The organism is Neobacillus dielmonensis (genome assembly GCF_000612665.1).
GTDB classification, from domain to species: domain Bacteria; phylum Bacillota; class Bacilli; order Bacillales; family Cytobacillaceae; genus Neobacillus; species Neobacillus dielmonensis.
On the sequence record NZ_HG942082.1, the window covers coordinates 117,246 to 133,649 of the forward strand.

At 45.7% G+C, this 16,404-nt stretch carries 15 protein-coding genes; 1 reads left to right on the forward strand and 14 read right to left on the reverse strand.

The features are described from left to right. Positions 1 to 53 precede the first annotated feature (53 nt). From BN2425_RS20675 to BN2425_RS20715, 9 genes are all read right to left on the reverse strand, one after another. Entirely contained in the window at positions 54 to 557 is a 504-nt protein-coding gene (locus BN2425_RS20675) for a hypothetical protein (RefSeq protein ID WP_042463605.1), read from the reverse strand. A gap of 109 nt (positions 558 to 666) precedes the next feature. Further along, on the reverse strand, positions 667 to 1,278 hold the full coding sequence (locus BN2425_RS20680; RefSeq protein WP_042463608.1) for a thymidine kinase: 612 nt from the start codon (positions 1,276 to 1,278) through the stop codon (positions 667 to 669). Between the two features lie 265 nt (positions 1,279 to 1,543). Next, positions 1,544 to 1,750: a 50S ribosomal protein L31 gene (gene rpmE, locus BN2425_RS20685; RefSeq protein ID WP_042463610.1), complete on the reverse strand. Its 207-nt coding sequence runs from the start codon at positions 1,748 to 1,750 to the stop codon at positions 1,544 to 1,546. Between the two features lie 243 nt (positions 1,751 to 1,993). Further along, positions 1,994 to 3,262, reverse strand: a complete 1,269-nt coding sequence (gene rho, locus BN2425_RS20690) for a transcription termination factor Rho (RefSeq protein WP_042463613.1) — start codon at positions 3,260 to 3,262, stop codon at positions 1,994 to 1,996. Positions 3,263 to 3,573: 311 nt separating this feature from the next. Next, positions 3,574 to 4,533: a class II fructose-bisphosphatase gene (gene glpX, locus BN2425_RS20695; protein ID WP_042463616.1), complete on the reverse strand. Its 960-nt coding sequence runs from the start codon at positions 4,531 to 4,533 to the stop codon at positions 3,574 to 3,576. Between the two features lie 119 nt (positions 4,534 to 4,652). Continuing rightward, complete coding sequence (locus tag BN2425_RS20700) at positions 4,653 to 5,939, reverse strand: UDP-N-acetylglucosamine 1-carboxyvinyltransferase (protein WP_042463619.1); 1,287 nt, start codon at positions 5,937 to 5,939, stop codon at positions 4,653 to 4,655. 294 nt (positions 5,940 to 6,233) lie between these two features. Then, positions 6,234 to 6,884 (reverse strand): fructose-6-phosphate aldolase, encoded by a 651-nt coding sequence (fsa, locus tag BN2425_RS20705; protein WP_042463620.1) that lies wholly within the window; start codon positions 6,882 to 6,884, stop codon positions 6,234 to 6,236. 148 nt (positions 6,885 to 7,032) lie between these two features. After that, positions 7,033 to 7,887, reverse strand: coding sequence for a class II fructose-bisphosphate aldolase (locus tag BN2425_RS20710; protein ID WP_042463623.1), 855 nt, complete (start codon positions 7,885 to 7,887; stop codon positions 7,033 to 7,035). A 236-nt stretch (positions 7,888 to 8,123) separates the two neighbouring features. Further along, positions 8,124 to 8,495 carry a response regulator gene (locus tag BN2425_RS20715; protein ID WP_042463626.1) on the reverse strand — a complete coding sequence of 124 codons (372 nt, stop codon included), beginning with the start codon at positions 8,493 to 8,495 and terminating at the stop codon, positions 8,124 to 8,126. A gap of 210 nt (positions 8,496 to 8,705) precedes the next feature. On the opposite strand from BN2425_RS20715, the gene BN2425_RS20720 reads away from it, so the two are divergent. After that, positions 8,706 to 9,230, forward strand: a complete 525-nt coding sequence (locus BN2425_RS20720) for a DUF2529 domain-containing protein (RefSeq protein ID WP_042463628.1) — start codon at positions 8,706 to 8,708, stop codon at positions 9,228 to 9,230. Positions 9,231 to 9,357: 127 nt separating this feature from the next. Here BN2425_RS20720 and BN2425_RS20725 read toward each other — a convergent pair whose 3' ends face one another. From BN2425_RS20725 to BN2425_RS20745, 5 genes are all read right to left on the reverse strand, one after another. Further along, positions 9,358 to 10,953 (reverse strand): CTP synthase, encoded by a 1,596-nt coding sequence (locus tag BN2425_RS20725; RefSeq protein WP_042463798.1) that lies wholly within the window; start codon positions 10,951 to 10,953, stop codon positions 9,358 to 9,360. A 346-nt stretch (positions 10,954 to 11,299) separates the two neighbouring features. Continuing rightward, positions 11,300 to 11,887, reverse strand: coding sequence for a DNA-directed RNA polymerase subunit delta (gene rpoE, locus BN2425_RS20730; RefSeq protein ID WP_042463630.1), 588 nt, complete (start codon positions 11,885 to 11,887; stop codon positions 11,300 to 11,302). 200 nt (positions 11,888 to 12,087) lie between these two features. Beyond that, entirely contained in the window at positions 12,088 to 12,285 is a 198-nt protein-coding gene (locus tag BN2425_RS20735) for a hypothetical protein (protein WP_042463633.1), read from the reverse strand. 191 nt (positions 12,286 to 12,476) lie between these two features. Then, entirely contained in the window at positions 12,477 to 15,734 is a 3,258-nt protein-coding gene (icmF, locus tag BN2425_RS20740; protein WP_042463636.1) for a fused isobutyryl-CoA mutase/GTPase IcmF, read from the reverse strand. After that, positions 15,731 to 16,393, reverse strand: a complete 663-nt coding sequence (locus tag BN2425_RS20745) for a TetR/AcrR family transcriptional regulator (protein ID WP_042463640.1) — start codon at positions 16,391 to 16,393, stop codon at positions 15,731 to 15,733. Before BN2425_RS20745 ends, icmF begins: the two co-directional genes overlap by 4 nt. Between the last annotated feature and the right edge of the window lie 11 nt (positions 16,394 to 16,404).

The following is a 16,404-nucleotide window of genomic DNA, read 5'->3' on the forward strand; positions in this document are numbered from 1 at the left end:
CAGCTCCCCCCAGCCCAGTTACGACAAAAAACATGCCCTGTAAACAGAGCATGTTATCTTCGGTCTTCTTTTACTTTTACTTCGATATTGTAGCGTGGCAGTGCTTGGACGAGTTTGCGGTGCAGACGGGCTTCGGCGTCGTTTTTGTCACGGTCGCTGAGCATGCCTTTTTTATAAACGGTTACCCACATTCTGTCCCCGTTGATCCAGATAGAGTCCGGAACAAATTCATTTGTATCGGCAATGGCCCGTTTGGCCTGATTGATGTCGTTGCCTTCGTTTGTTCCACCGGCTTCACTGCCGCTTCCCGTTCGATTCAAATCAAGGAAGTTAGGATTTTGATTCGTGATATCATCTTCTACCTGGTGCTGATCATTTTTTCCGCGATCATTGGTAAAGTCACGGACCCCCGCATTGTCTTCGCGATTCATAACCTTCGGTGCACTCTCTTTCCCTTTGCGTGCATCGTAAACGGTATTATCGGCTGTATGGTCACCCTGACAGCCAGCTAGAGCCATCAATAACAAGATTAATGAGAAAAAGGTCCACTTTTTCAATATAGACACCTCCCATTACTATCTTGCCCCCGGTCTCTGACCACTCCTCAAGTGAAATACTTCCAAAGCAAAAGAGGTACCAGGATAACTCCTGATACCTCCAAAACTTTTATACGTTTTCCTCAACCGCTTGCCGATAGGTTGTGGACTGAGGCACTTCATGATGATGGCGGCAGCGTGGTTCGTACGCCTCTGATGCACCGACTAGAATGACTGGATCATGATACGATGCCGGTCTTCCATTAATCAGGCGCTGAGTGCGGCTAGCTGGAGAACCACATACCGTGCACACAGCCTGAAGCTTAGTCACTGATTCCGCAATTGCCATCAAGGCAGGCATCTGGCCAAACGGCTCGCCGCGGAAATCCTGGTCGAGCCCCGCCAAAATCACCCGATGACCACTGTTGGCCAACTGCTGCACGACCCTGACAATACCTTCATCAAAAAACTGTGCTTCATCTATTGCGATAATATCTGTTTCCGCTTCTACATGGTGAAGAATCTCGATGGAATGGGAAATAGGTCTCGCATGAAAGGAAGATCCATTATGGGATACAACAGACTGATCGCTATAGCGATTATCAATTTTCGGCTTAAACACGGCAATCTTCTGCTTTGCAAATTGCGCACGTTTCACACGGCGAATCAATTCCTCCGACTTGCCAGAAAACATACTACCGCATATCACTTCGACCCATCCAGTTTGCTTCATTAAATACATAAACGGCGTCTCCTTCCTCATTACGAACCCTTTACAAATTTCTTTAAGTATTCAAATTCTATGCTAAGCATATAAGTATATCATCTTCGATTAAGCCCCAAAGCATGTATGGCACTGGGGGCCTGTCCCCCATCACAGTAACGCATTAACACGGCGGGGGCCTGTCCCCCACCGGAGTAATGCTTTAGTGCGGCAGGGGACTGCTGCCCCCCGCGCCAAATAAAAAACAGGCAAGTAGGTTTCTGCTTGCCTGTTTCTGTCGCAATTATTGTTGCTTAAGGCCGTATTTTTTGTTGAATCGGTCAACACGTCCGCCAGCTTCAGCGAATTTTTGACGACCAGTATAGAATGGATGGCATTCAGAGCAAGTTTCTACACGGATTTCGTTTTTAACGGAACCAGTTTCGAAAGTGTTGCCGCATGCGCAAGTCACCTTTACTGTTTTATAATTTGGATGAATTCCTGCTTTCATTCTTTTCATCTCCTTCCGCCCTGAATCATGTTCGAAACAGAGTTATCGTAAAGTGCTTGTCTGGATAGAACAAACACTTGGTATCAAAAAAACTAAAAACACACTGACCCCATTATAACAGGGTAACCTGTCATTTTCAAGTTGGGATTTTTAGGAATCCCTCAATTTTTTATATCCATTCGCAATTCAATCCACGTGGAAATAGGTGAATCTAAACAAAAAGCAGACCCTGACGGCGAACGCCTATGACCGGCGCATCATCTTTAATTCTTCGCCAATTTGGTCAAAGAAATCCTGGTTGGATTTGGTTTGCCTTAATTTTTTCAAGAAACGTTCGGCAAAGTCTGGTGAGTCTGACATTGATTTGCGCATGGACCATAATTTGTCGAGATGATCTTTTGGAATCAACAGCTCTTCTTTCCGTGTACCAGAACGGCGAATATCCAATGCAGGGAAAATCCGGCGCTCAGCCAGCTGGCGATCCAAATGAAGCTCCATATTACCGGTCCCTTTGAATTCTTCGTAAATTACATCGTCCATTCGGGAACCCGTATCAACCAGCGCTGTCGCTAAAATCGTCAAGCTGCCGCCCTCTTCAATGTTTCGGGCTGCTCCAAAGAACCGCTTTGGACGGTGGAACGCGGCCGGATCAATACCACCCGATAATGTACGTCCGCTTGGCGGGATGACAAGGTTATAAGCCCGTGCCAAACGCGTGATACTATCCATCAAAATCACAACATCCCGCTTGTGCTCAACCAAACGCATCGCCCGGTCTAACACGAGCTCAGCAACTTTGATATGGTTCTCCGGCACCTCATCAAACGTCGAGCTGACAACATCGCCAGCAACAGAACGTTCGATATCGGTAACCTCTTCCGGACGCTCATCGATCAACAGCATAATCAATTCAACCTCAGGATGGTTGGTAGTAATGCTATTGGCAATCTCTTTTAATAACATCGTTTTACCAGCCTTTGGCGGTGCCACGATCAAACCACGCTGGCCAAAGCCAACCGGCGCCACCAAATCCATAATCCTGGTGGACAGCTTTTCCCGGGTCGTCTCCAATTTCATCATTCGATTTGGATAGAGCGGTGTTAAAGCTGGGAAATATACCCGCTCTTTCGCCGATTCCGGGTCCTCCCCGTTTACTGCCTCAACATGAAGCAATCCAAAATACCGTTCATTTTCTTTTGGAGGCCGCACCTTGCCGGATACCTTGTCCCCATTGCGCAGGTCAAAACGGCGGATTTGCGATGCGGAAATATAAATATCTTCAGAACTTGGAGAATAGTTAATTGGCCGCAGGAAGCCGAAGCCCTCCGACTGAATAATTTCCAAAACGCCTTCCATGAAAAAATAGCCCTGCTGTTCTGCCCGCGATTTTAAAATCGCAAAAATAAGTTCTTTTTTCGTCAACTTGCTGTAATAGGTCACTTTATACTCGCGCGCAAGCTCATAAAGCTCCTTCAGCTTCATATTTTCTAATATCGATATGGTTAATTCCATGTGTACACCACGCCTTAATATTTTTCCGTCATATCCGCTTGTTAAATTGAGCCGGAGATGATGTAGGTTGTTTAATAGAGGAGGAAATAGAAGTTAAAAAAGAAATGAATAAAACAGCAGAAAAAATACATAATAAAAACAATTTCTATTTTACCCTCTTAATAAAAAAATAATCAACAAATTTTTTTCCGATTCGGTACATAGGAAAAGATTTCCGAAGGGGTCCTGTTGGAGATGTTGGAGTGAGCTGTTCATCATTGAAATGGTCAAGGGCTCAGGGACATCGCTGCATCCCTGACACCCTATCCAATCTATAATACTAAATTTGGCTTTTTATTCAAGCTATGACGGCCTTCCACAAACCGGACCGTACCGGATTTTGCCCGCATAACAAGAGAATGGGTTGTTCCGTATGTGCCTTTAAATTGGACACCGCGCAACAACTCGCCATCAGTAACGCCAGTCGCTGCAAAAATCGCATCGTCGCCTTTCACCAAGTCTTCCATTCGAAGGATCTGATTGACATCCAAGCCCATCTTCTTACAGCGTTCTAATTCTGCATCGCTTTGCGGTAAAAGTTTGCCGAGAATTTCTCCGCCAAGGCATTTGAGAGCAACAGCTGAAAGCACTCCCTCTGGGGCACCACCGGAACCAAACAGAATGTCGACACCCGTGTTATCGAAGGCCGTATTGATCGCACCAGCGACATCACCATCGTTAATCAATTTAATCCGGGCACCCGCTTCACGGAGCTGATGAATAATCTGTTCGTGGCGTGGACGATTCAAGACGATGGCCACCACGTCTTCAATGTCCTTATTTTTCGCTTTAGCCACGGCTTTCAAATTATCAATTACAGACGCATTGATATCCACTTGGCCAACTGCTTCCGGACCGACTGCAATTTTTTCCATATACATATCAGGTGCATGAAGCAGGTTTCCATGGTCAGCAACCGCCACAACGGCTAAGGCATTCCAGCCGCCAGAAGCTAAAATATTGGTCCCTTCAAGCGGGTCAACAGCGACATCCACTCGTGGGCCATAGCCGTTTCCGAGCTTTTCTCCAATATAAAGCATTGGGGCCTCATCCATTTCCCCTTCGCCAATGACAACTGTTCCTTTCATCGGAATTGTATCAAACACATTCCGCATGGCTGATGTAGCGGCACCGTCCGCTTCGTCTTTTTTTCCGCGACCCATCCACCGGGCTGAAGCAAGGGCAGCACCCTCAGTTACCCTGACAAGTTCCATTGATAAACTACGTTCCATTTCGTGTCATCTCCCGTTTCTCTTTTGCAAACAGCTCTCCCACTAGTCATTCTCTATGATCTGCTTGTCCTATCAACTGCAATTGCAAAATACACAGTGGAATCAGTTCCGCTGTTATTCTAGGTGTTTTTTAAATGTTCAACTTCTTCCTTGGTCATTTCTTCCCGCCATGCGGTAGCGCCAAGGCCGTTTAATTTTTCAACCAGATTGCTATAACCGCGGTCGATATGCTCAAGTCCCGTCACTTCGGTGATTCCTTCTGCCATCAAACCAGCGATAACCAAAGCCGCTCCTGCCCGCAGGTCGCTTGCTTTGACTTTAGCCCCCTGCAGCTGCACAGGACCGTTAATGATAGCCGAACGGCCTTCGACTTTAATATTGGCATTCATGCGCCGTAATTCATCAATATGCTTAAATCTGGCCCCATAAATTGTATCGGTCACAACACTAGAGCCCGTTGACCTCGTTAGCAGCGTCGTAAACGGCTGCTGCAGGTCGGTTGGAAACCCAGGATACACCAGCGTTTTAATATCAACTGCCTTTAGCTTGGTCGCACCGCCTACAAACACCTGGTCATCGCCCGTTTCCACCGGAACGCCCATTTCCCGGAGCTTGGCAATCAGCGACTCTAAATGCTGCGGGATTACGTTATCCACCAGCACCCCTTCGCCCATAGCCGCTCCAATAATCATATAGGTGCCGGCTTCAATCCGGTCCGGTATAATCGTGTGCTGACAGCCATGGAGGCTTTCAACGCCATCGATTCGGATAATATCGGTTCCGGCGCCTTTGATTTTGGCTCCCATATTGGTCAACAGGGTGGCCACATCAATAATCTCTGGTTCTTTTGCGGCATTTTCAATAATCGTCCGGCCTTTAGCCTTCACAGCAGCCAGCATGATATTGATGGTTGCCCCGACGCTTACCACATCAAGATAAATTCTAGCACCACGCAGCTCATCGGCCCTTAAGTAAATGGCGCCTTGCTCGTTGGTGATTTGGGCACCAAGCGCTTCAAAACCCTTTATATGTTGGTCGATCGGTCTTGGCCCTAAATGGCAGCCGCCTGGCAGACCAATGACCGCCTTTTTAAACCGTCCGAGCATCGCCCCCATCAAGTAATAGGAGGCGCGCAATTTTTTCACCTTACCGTTAGGCAGCGGCATGGAAATCATAGTGGACGGGTCAACCGTCATTTCTTCCTCTGTAATCTGCACTTTTCCGCCAATCTCTTCGAGAAGATCCTTTAAAATCTCCACATCCGATATATGCGGCAATCCTTCAATTGTAACAGGTGATTCTGCAAGTATGGTGGCGGGAATCAAGGCAACCGCACTATTCTTTGCCCCACTGATTCGAACTGTTCCCTTTAACGGATATCCGCCCGCTATTTTAAGTTTTTCCATTTTCGACTCCCTTCTATGGTCTGTGTTCATCGTGAATGATTGGAATGGGTCGTCTTACATTTTCGTAAGCGCTGTATTTATTTCCATCATAGGCTACTTGAACACGAACTATACGTATTCCAAACTAGGGCCTTTGGTTTTTATATAAAAAATGCAGAAAAACTTTGTTGTAAATTTTTCCAACATTAACAGCCAAATTCCGACAGAATGTCTACCTAATAGTTTACACGAAAACGTTCTATTCATGTAACCCTATAACAAAAATTTACACGAAAATGGAAAAACCGTAAATACTTACGCTTCTTTGCGGGACTTCCAGTCGTTTAAAAAGCCTTCAATTCCTTTATCGGTAAGCGGGTGCTTCATCAAGCCCATCAATACTTTGTAAGGAATGGTCGCAATATGGGCACCGCGCAGGGCTGCTTCTGTCACGTGCATTGGGTGGCGAATCGATGCCGCAATGATTTCGGTTTCAAGACCATGCACATTAAAAATTTCAGCGATGGTGGAGATTAAATCTAAGCCATTTTGCCCGATATCATCCAATCTGCCTAGGAATGGGGATACATAGGTAGCACCTGCTCTTGCAGCCAGCAAGGCTTGGTTGGCGTTAAAAATAAGTGTCACGTTTGTTTGGATTCCTTCTTGTGATAAGGCATGGACTGCTTTCAATCCATCTGGGGTCATGGGGATTTTAACTGTGATGTTAGGTGCAATCGCTGCCAGTTCTTTTCCCTCTTTAATCATTCCTTCTGCATCGAGTGCAATAACTTCCGCACTGACAGAACCAGGAACAATGCTGGCAATTTCTTTGATGCGGTCGTGGAAGGATACTCCTTCTTCTTTTGCCACTAGTGATGGGTTCGTGGTGACACCTGCTAATAAACCAAGGTCATACGCTTCTTTGATTTCTTCCAAATTTGCTGTATCAATAAAAAATTTCATGAAAACCCCTCCCATTAATTCGACTAAATATTCAGTCATATAATATCATATTGAAACCGCCCTGGATAGGGCGGTTCAAGTTAACGATGTGTTTTGAAAACCAACAAGAGGCTGTTGTCTCTTTTTGCCGGTTTTTGTTTAAGGTAGATTATGCTCTGCCGTTAGAACCGAATTCACGGATTTTGCCAACCACTGTTGCTTTGATGGCATCGCGAGCTGGTCCAAGATATTTACGAGGATCGTATTCGTTTGGTTTTGCAGCCAATACTTCACGAACTGTTTTTGCAGAAGCAATTTGGTTCTCCGTATTAACGTTGATTTTAGCTGTTCCAAGAGAAATAGACTTTTGGATATCCTTTGTTGGGATTCCAGTACCACCATGAAGTACTAAAGGCATGCCTGTTAGGTTGCCGATTTCTTCCATTTCTTTGAAACCAAGATTTGGTTCACCTTTGTAAGGACCGTGTACAGAACCTAGTGCAGGTGCAAGGGCATCAATGCCAGTGCGTTTTACTAGTTCTAAACATTCTTGTGCGTCAGCATAAATGATGCTGCCGGAAACGTCGTCTTCTTGTCCGCCGACAGTTCCTAGTTCTGCTTCAACAGACACACCTTTTGAATGAGCGTATTCCACTACTTTAGAAGTAATTTCTACGTTTTCTTCGAATGGGTGGTGAGAAGCATCGATCATTACAGAAGTAAATCCAGCATCTACTGCTTCTTTACATTTTTCAAAACTTGAACCGTGGTCCAAGTGAATCGCAACTGGAACAGTCACTTTCAAATCTTCCATTAAGCCTTCAACCATTTTTACAACGGTTTTAAAGCCGGACATATAACGCCCAGCCCCTTCAGATACACCAAGAATAACTGGTGAATTCTCTTCTTGGGCTGCTTGTAAAATAGCTTGGGTAAACTCCAAGTTATTAATATTAAATTGCCCAACAGCGTAGCCTTCTGCTTTCGCTTTTTTCAACATTTCTGTCATTGAAACTAAAGGCATTTCAATTCCTCCTTAAATTCAGTTACAGTCTTTTTCACAACAGGGATTTTCATATCCATTTTTCCCTCTGTAATCGTGATTATGTATCATGTGAAAAAAGATGCAACTAGTAAAAAGTACATATGTATCATATCAAAACATAGACAGAAATGCTAATAAAGACGCAGTGTTTTGGAAACTGTCACAATGAAAGCGAAACCAACGCTGCTGGTAAAATGTTTGTTAATTTTTACTAATTAATTTGCCTTTTGCGGCATATTTTTGCGGACTGCTGCCCGAATATCATCGATATCGAATGGCTTAGCAAAATGAGTAATGGCCCCCAGGTTTTTTGCTTCTTGAATCATGTCAAGTTCGCCATATGCGGTCATAATAATCACACGGATATCCGGATCGATGACCTTCATCCGTTTTAATATTTCAATGCCATCCATCCCCGGAATCTTCATGTCCAAAAGTACCAGGTCTGGCGCATGTTTATTTACAATATCGAGGGCCTGAATCCCATTGGCCGCCTGAAAGGTTTGATATCCTTCTTTGCTGAATACTTCGTTAAGTAAAATTCGAATGCCGAACTGGTCATCCACGATCAAAATCTTCTCTTTCATACTTCCACCCCTACCCTCTAATTTTTATCTACCCGATTACATACGTGTATTACTTCTACTTTAGTAAAAAAAAATCCTGCTGTATATGTGTAATTTTGTGGAAATCACTGGTTTTTTTATTTTTGTAAAAAAGTTTATAATGAAAACTGCGAAACAAAACCAAGGCTTAAGCGGATTTTAGCAGCTTATATTCTTGTAAGGAGGCTGTTTATGTTAAAAATGTTCTCTACCCAATTAACGGGTGTTTTTAAAAAAATTGCGGAAAATGAGGAGTTTTCCTTCGAAGACGGAGCACGATTGCTGGCGCAAGCTACAGCCGGCGATGGATATATCTATATTTTTGGCGCAAAAGAAATGAGAGCTGTTCCTGCAGAAGCCATAGACGGAGCAGAGCCATTGCGCTCAGCAAAAGAGCTGACGGCTGAGAATCTTTCCGAAGTGACGGATGCCGATAGGGTGTTGTTGTTCACGCGGACTTCAAATGATAACGATACTGTTCAGCTGGCAGAAAGGTTAGCGGAGCGTCGGATCCCGTTCGTCGCTGTTTCTACGGTCCTTGATGAAGGAAAATTAACGGAGCTGGCCGATGTTCATATCGATTTGCGGCTAACTAGAGGGCTGCTTCCTGATGAAACCGGCGGCCGGTTTGGCATCCCCGCCTCGATGGCTGCACTGTTTGTTTATTATGGGTTAAAGTTTACAATTGATGAGATTTTGGCGGAGTATGAAGAGTAGGCTTCGGCAAAGCTGGATGGCTCAGGTCCGTCATTGTTGATTTTTCCATCTACTGCTTGGCTTCCATATATGCCTTAAAAGCAATAAAGACCAGCTCCTGAGAACAAGGACTGGTCTTTTTTCAAACTTAATTTTCAATTGTCGCTTTAATAAACTCACGGAATAATGGTTGTGGACGTGTTGGTCTTGATACAAATTCCGGATGGAACTGTGATGCCACGAACCATGGATGGTCTTTTAGTTCAATAATTTCCACTAACCGGCCGTCAGGGCTTGTTCCAGAGAACACAAAGCCGGCTTCTTCCATCTGCTGGCGATATTGATTATTGAATTCATAGCGGTGACGGTGACGCTCATAAATCACTTCTTCAGCATAGGCCTCAAACGCCTTCGTGCCTTCCACAAGCCGGCAAGGGTACAAGCCTAAACGCAGCGTACCGCCCAAGTTTTCTACATCTTTCTGCTCTGGAAGCAAGTCAATAATCGGATGTTTCGTATCCGGAACAAATTCTGATGAATGTGCATCATCAAAGCCCAGTACGTTGCGGGCATACTCAATCGTCGCCAGCTGCATGCCTAAACAAATGCCCAAGAATGGCTTCTTCGTTTCACGGGCATAGCGAGTCGCTTCAATTTTTCCTTCAATACCGCGGTCACCGAAGCCGCCAGGAACAAGCACGCCATCGACGTCGTCCAACAATTCAGCTACATTTTCACGCGTAACATCCTCAGAATTAATCCACTTCACTTCTACGTCCGCATCAAACTTATAACCGGCATGCTTCATTGCTTCTACCACGGAAATATAAGCATCCTGAAGCTCCACGTATTTTCCAACAAGCCCAATTTTTGTCTTCTTCGACAGGTTGAGGACAATGTCAACCAACTGCTGCCACTCGGTCATGTCAGCCTCTGGAGTGGCTAATTTCAAATGGTCGCAAACGATTTGGTCCATATTTTGCTCTTGCAAGGCAAGCGGAATGGAATATAACGTATCCGCATCGCGGCATTCGATGACCGCTTTGGCGTCAATATCACAGAATAAGGCAATTTTGTCCTTCATATCCTGAGTAACTGGCATTTCGGTACGTAGCACGATGATGTTAGGCTGAATTCCCAGGCCGCGCAATTCTTTTACGCTGTGCTGGGTCGGCTTGGTCTTCATTTCACCGGCCGCTTTAATATAAGGAATCAAGGTACAGTGAATGTACATCACATTTTCACTGCCGATATCACTTTTAATTTGGCGAATGGCTTCTAAAAATGGCAGCGATTCGATGTCGCCCACCGTACCGCCGATTTCCGTAATGACTACATCCGCATTCGTTTCTTTCCCAGCACGGAAAACTCGGTCTTTGATTTCATTGGTAATATGCGGGATTACCTGAACAGTTCCACCCAAATAGTCACCGCGGCGTTCTTTTCTTAGTACAGTAGAATAGATTTTCCCGGTTGTGACGTTACTGTACTTGGTTAAATTAATATCTATAAAACGCTCATAGTGGCCTAGGTCCAAGTCGGTTTCGGCGCCGTCATCCGTTACGAATACTTCACCGTGTTGATATGGACTCATTGTCCCTGGGTCGACGTTAATATACGGATCAAATTTTTGGATCGTTACACTTAAGCCCCGATTTTTTAATAATCTTCCTAAGGATGCAGCGGTGATTCCTTTTCCTAGCGATGAAACCACACCGCCAGTGACAAATATATACTTCGTCATCAATAATTCCCCCTCAAATACAGTTTGTGCATTATTTAGATTGTTAATGGATTTTTTAAAAATTTCTTTTGGCAACTATCCACCCATTCGCATTAGGGGGTCAGCGCAATTGCTTTCTTCCTAAAAAAGAAAAAACCCCACCACATGGTGGTTTTCTAGCCTGCTAGTGTAAACATCCGCACAGGCATTTTTGCTTGGACAAAAAAACAAAAAGCGCTCCTCTTACGCTGTGTAAGGGGAGCGCATTGCATTAACTATTGTATCGTCCTTTTTAAGGAGCCCAAACAAGATAATACAAGTTACCGCCATAAATGTCAAGCGGTTTTTGGGACATGGTTAGGTACGATTAGAGGTCTTCCTCTTCGTCATCGATCTCTAAATCTTCGTCTTCTTCCAATTCCGTCTCGAGGTCTTCTTCTAATTCCTCGTCCTCATCGAGGTCAAATTCTTCGTCATCTTCTAAGACTTCATCATCTTCTTCGAACTCGTCGTCAATATCATCAATTTCATCATCAATGTCATCAAGCTCGTCGTCAAGGACATCGTCTTCCTCGTCAAAGTCATCAAGTTCATCATAATCTTCTTCGATTTCATCAAAATCGTCGAGATCTTCATCCACGACTTTCTTGGCCTTTTTCTTCTTAGGTTTCACAGGGGTAATGACATCCTCTTCCGCTGTATCAACAGGGTACCAGGTGCGAAGTCCCCAGCGGTTTTCACCAAGTGACAAGAACCGGCCATCGATATTGATGTCTGTATAAAATTGTGCCAAGCGGGAGCGCATTTCTTGCTCGGACAATCCCAAAGCAGTTGCAATTTCATTGACTAATTCATTGAATCCAACTGGCTGCTTGCTATTATTCAAATATTCAAAGGCTATTTCGATGAGGGCTAGGTCTTGTAACTCCTCTTTTGAGTATTGTGCTAAACTCAATATTGGCACTTCCTTTCTCTATTGACACCCTATAAAGAGTGGTTAACGGACATTTTTCTGCAAGTATGGTTATGTATTAAAATTATATAAGAACGAAGGAGGATAAAACCGCGCAAAAGCGCAGCTGTACCCACCCGCTTTAAAACCATATTCTTCATTATAAACAAATTCTTCCCGTTTATGCTAGTTCTAGCAACGGTTTACTTGATTTTTTCCTGATTTTTGTTCTCTTCATCATTTTTTTCCTGTGACTTGAGCTTTTGGACCTCTTTAAAAGAAATCCACCCAAAAATAATCGCCAGCGCGAGAAATGAAACCGCCCCAAGCTGCTTCTCATAAAGGTAATACAACGGCCACGCCAAAACAACCAACAACAAAACAATGTAACTACCCCTCATCGCTGACCACCTGCCCAAACACAGAAGTTAAACACACACATAAATTATATAAGAAAAACACCAATTTGGGACAAACTTCCCAAAAAAAATTTTCAGGGACAAGCCCCCGCCGCTTTACCGCGTTAATCAGCTGGGGGACAGGCCCCCAGCACGTTAAAGCGTTACCATGGCGGGGGACTGTCCCCACTTTGTTACATGTTGCGGCGGTATTGGCCGCCGACTTCGTATAGTGCTTTGGTGATTTGGCCGAGGCTGGCGACTTTGACGGTTTCCATGAGTTCGGCAAAGATGTTGCCGCCGCTTGTGGCTGTTTGTTTTAACCGGGTTAATGCGGCTGACGCTTCTTCGGCATGGGCCGTTTGGAATGCACGCAGGTTGCTGATCTGCAGTTCTTTTTCTTCTTGCGTCGCCCGGGCCAACTCCATATTATTGACCTCTTCCTCGGATGGAGGGTTCGGGTTCAAGTAAGTATTAACGCCAATAATTGGCAGTTCCCCTGTATGCTTCTTCATTTCATAGTACATCGATTCATCCTGGATTTTACCGCGCTGATATTGTGTTTCCATTGCTCCGAGCACGCCGCCGCGGTCATTCAGCCGGTCAAATTCCTGCAACACTGCTTCCTCCACCAAGTCCGTTAATTCTTCCACTATAAATGAACCTTGGAGTGGATTTTCATTTTTCGTCAAGCCATGCTCCTTGGTGATAATCATCTGAATCGCCATCGCCCGGCGTACCGATTCTTCCGTTGGCGTGGTGATCGCCTCATCATATGCATTCGTATGCAAAGAATTACAATTATCGTGCAAAGCCATTAATGCCTGTAGAGTGGTGCGGATATCGTTAAAGTCAATTTCCTGGGCGTGCAGCGAGCGACCGGAAGTCTGCACATGATATTTCAACTTTTGGCTGCGCTCGTTAGCGCCGTACTTTTCGCGCATCACGGCTGCCCAAATTCGGCGTGCCACACGGCCAATCACGGTGTACTCTGGGTCGAGACCGTTGGAGAAAAAGAATGACAAGTTCGGCGCAAAGTCATCAATATGCATGCCCCGGCTCAAATAATACTCCACGTAGGTAAACCCATTGGACAACGTAAACGCCAGCTGTGAAATCGGGTTAGCGCCCGCTTCAGCAATATGGTACCCCGAAATCGACACAGAATAATAATTGCGAACTTTATGGTCAATAAAATATTGCTGGATATCGCCCATCATCCGTAACGCAAACTCCGTAGAAAAAATACACGTATTCTGGCCCTGGTCTTCTTTTAAAATATCGGCCTGAACCGTGCCGCGGACAGTTTGGAGCGTGTACGCCTTCACTAACGCAAACTCTTCCACCGTCAAGCTGCGCCCCAGCTCGGCTTCCTTCTTCTTCACCTGCTGGTCAATAGCTGTATTCATGAACATCGCGAGAATAATCGGCGCTGGACCATTGATGGTCATCGACACAGAAGTGGACGGATGGCATAAATCAAAGCCGGCATACAGCTTTTTCATGTCATCAAGCGTACAAACACTAACTCCGCTCTCGCCAACTTTACCGTAAATGTCCGGACGGTAATCCGGGTCTTCCCCGTAGAGGGTAACCGAGTCGAACGCGGTGCTCAAGCGCTTGGCCGGATCATCCTTGGACAGGTAATGGAAGCGGCGGTTCGTCCGTTCCGGCGTGCCCTCTCCTGCAAACTGCCGCTTCGGGTCCTCGCCCTGGCGTTTGAATGGGAACACTCCTGCCGTATATGGGAACGACCCCGGTACGTTTTCACGGTATACCCAGCGGAGAATCTCGCCGTAATCCTTATATTTGGGCAATACGACTTTAGGAATCTTTAAGCCCGACAAACTGGTTGTCGTTAAAGCAGTAATGATTTCTTTGTCGCGAATTCTTGTCACAAACTGCTCGCCGCTGTAGGACGCCTTTGTGTTTTCCCAGTTATCGAGAATTCGCTTTGACTCCGGTGATAGCTTGGCTTCGGTTTCCTGCTTAATCCTTTCCAACGTCGCCAGCACATCACTTCCGCCGTCTTGCTCTTTGACAGCAGCCAGCGCGCCTTCCAGCTGGAACAGTTTCCTAGCGATTTCCGCCTGCTGTTCGGCCTTTTTATGATAATTCCTCACCGTTTCGGTGATTTCCCGTAAATAATACCGGCGATCGGTTGGAATGATCACATTTTGCTTTTCCACCACAACGTTTTTTGAAAAAGAAGTCTGCCATTCCGTGCCCATCTTCTCGTTTATTTTTTCAATCAGGGCTGCAAACAATGCATTGGTGCCCGCATCATGGAACTGACTGGCGATTGTCCCGTACACTGGCATATCATCCAAGTCTTTTTCAAACAGCATATGGCTGCGCTGATACTGTTTCTGTACCTGGCGCTTGGCATCCTCGGAGCCCTTGCGCTCGAATTTATTGATGACAATCAGGTCGGCATAATCAATCATGTCGATTTTTTCCAGCTGGGACGGCGCTCCGAACTCGCTGGTCATCACATACATCGCGACATCACAAATTTCTGTGATTTCCGCATCCCCTTGGCCGATGCCGCTCGTTTCCACGATAATTAAATCAAACCCGGCTGCCTTCGTGACCGCCAAAGCATCCTTGATGGCGAGTGACAGCTCGGATTTTGAGGACCTGGTTGCGAGTGAGCGCATATACACATTTGGTGAAAAAATCGCATTCATTCGGATTCGGTCGCCCAAAAGCGCCCCGCCGGTCTTCTGCTTGGTCGGGTCAACGGACAGCACAGCCACTCTTTTATCAGGAAACTCATTAATAAACCGGCGGATCAGTTCGTCGGTCAGCGAACTTTTTCCGGCGCCGCCTGTTCCGGTAATTCCAAGGACCGGTATCGTTTTTTCTAACTGTTTTACTTTTTCCAACACCTGCTCAGCGGCGGCAGCGGCTTCTGAATTTTGGTCGACTTGCAATTCTGCCACGGTAATCAGTTTGGCTATGGCATTAACGTCCCCGGATGGCAATTTTTCAATCATGCTGCTGATATCGTCTTGGACCGTTGAAAAATCACATTCCTGGATCATACTATCGATCATGCCCTGAAGCCCAAGCTGGCGGCCGTCCTCGGGTGAAAAGATTCTAGCAATCCCATATTCGTGCAATTCGTTTATTTCCCTAGGAATAATCACGCCGCCTCCGCCGCCGTAAATCCGGATGTGGGACGCGCCTTTTTCCTTTAATAGGTCGTACATGTATTTAAAATATTCGACATGCCCGCCTTGATAGGAGGAAATCGCAATCCCCTGGACGTCCTCCTGAATCGCGGCATTGACCACCTCTTCTACCGAACGGTTGTGGCCAAGGTGAATCACTTCGGCACCGCTCGCTTGGAGAATGCGCCGCATGATATTGATGGAGGCATCATGGCCGTCGAATAAGCTTGAGGCTGTCACAAAACGGATATGATGCTTTGGCTGAACGTTTTTCATCCTTCTCCCCCTTTTCGTAAAGCTGCCTCACTTGAATGCAGCTGCTTAATCCCCGATAGCAGTAAGTCGGTTTGCAATTCAATATATTCATCGAGAGTATAGAGCTTTCTTAGTGCCCAGCGGCGGAAGCTCCACATTTGCCCTTGGACAAAAATATCGTGGGCAATGATCTTAATTTGTTTTTCCGACAAGTTCAGTTCGCCATTTTCCACGCATTTCTCCAGCAGGCTTTCAAACATGCCCGTCATTTCCAATTCTTTTTTTAGCACATAAGGCAAAGCATCCTTGGACAGAGATTTGACCTCCTGGTACATAACGAGGATTTCTTCCTGCATCTCATCCATGACGTAGAAAAAGTTGGCAATCCCCTTTTTCAGGCTTTCAATAGTGCCTTGTTTCAGTTCCAGGTCCTTCTGCAGCCGGTCGCTGACATGGTCATAAATGCTGTCGCACACCAAATAGAGAACGTCCTCTTTGGTGCGGATGTATTCATATAACGTGCCAATACTAAAGCCTGCGGCATTGGCGATTTCCCTGGTTGTGGTCCGATGAAACCCCTTTTGTTTAAAAAGTGCAACGGCTCCTTTGATCATTTGGTCACGCCTTTTCTGGACAAGGCGTTCATCCTTGACCGAAGCCTGAACCTCCCGTTTGCTCATATTTCAACCGC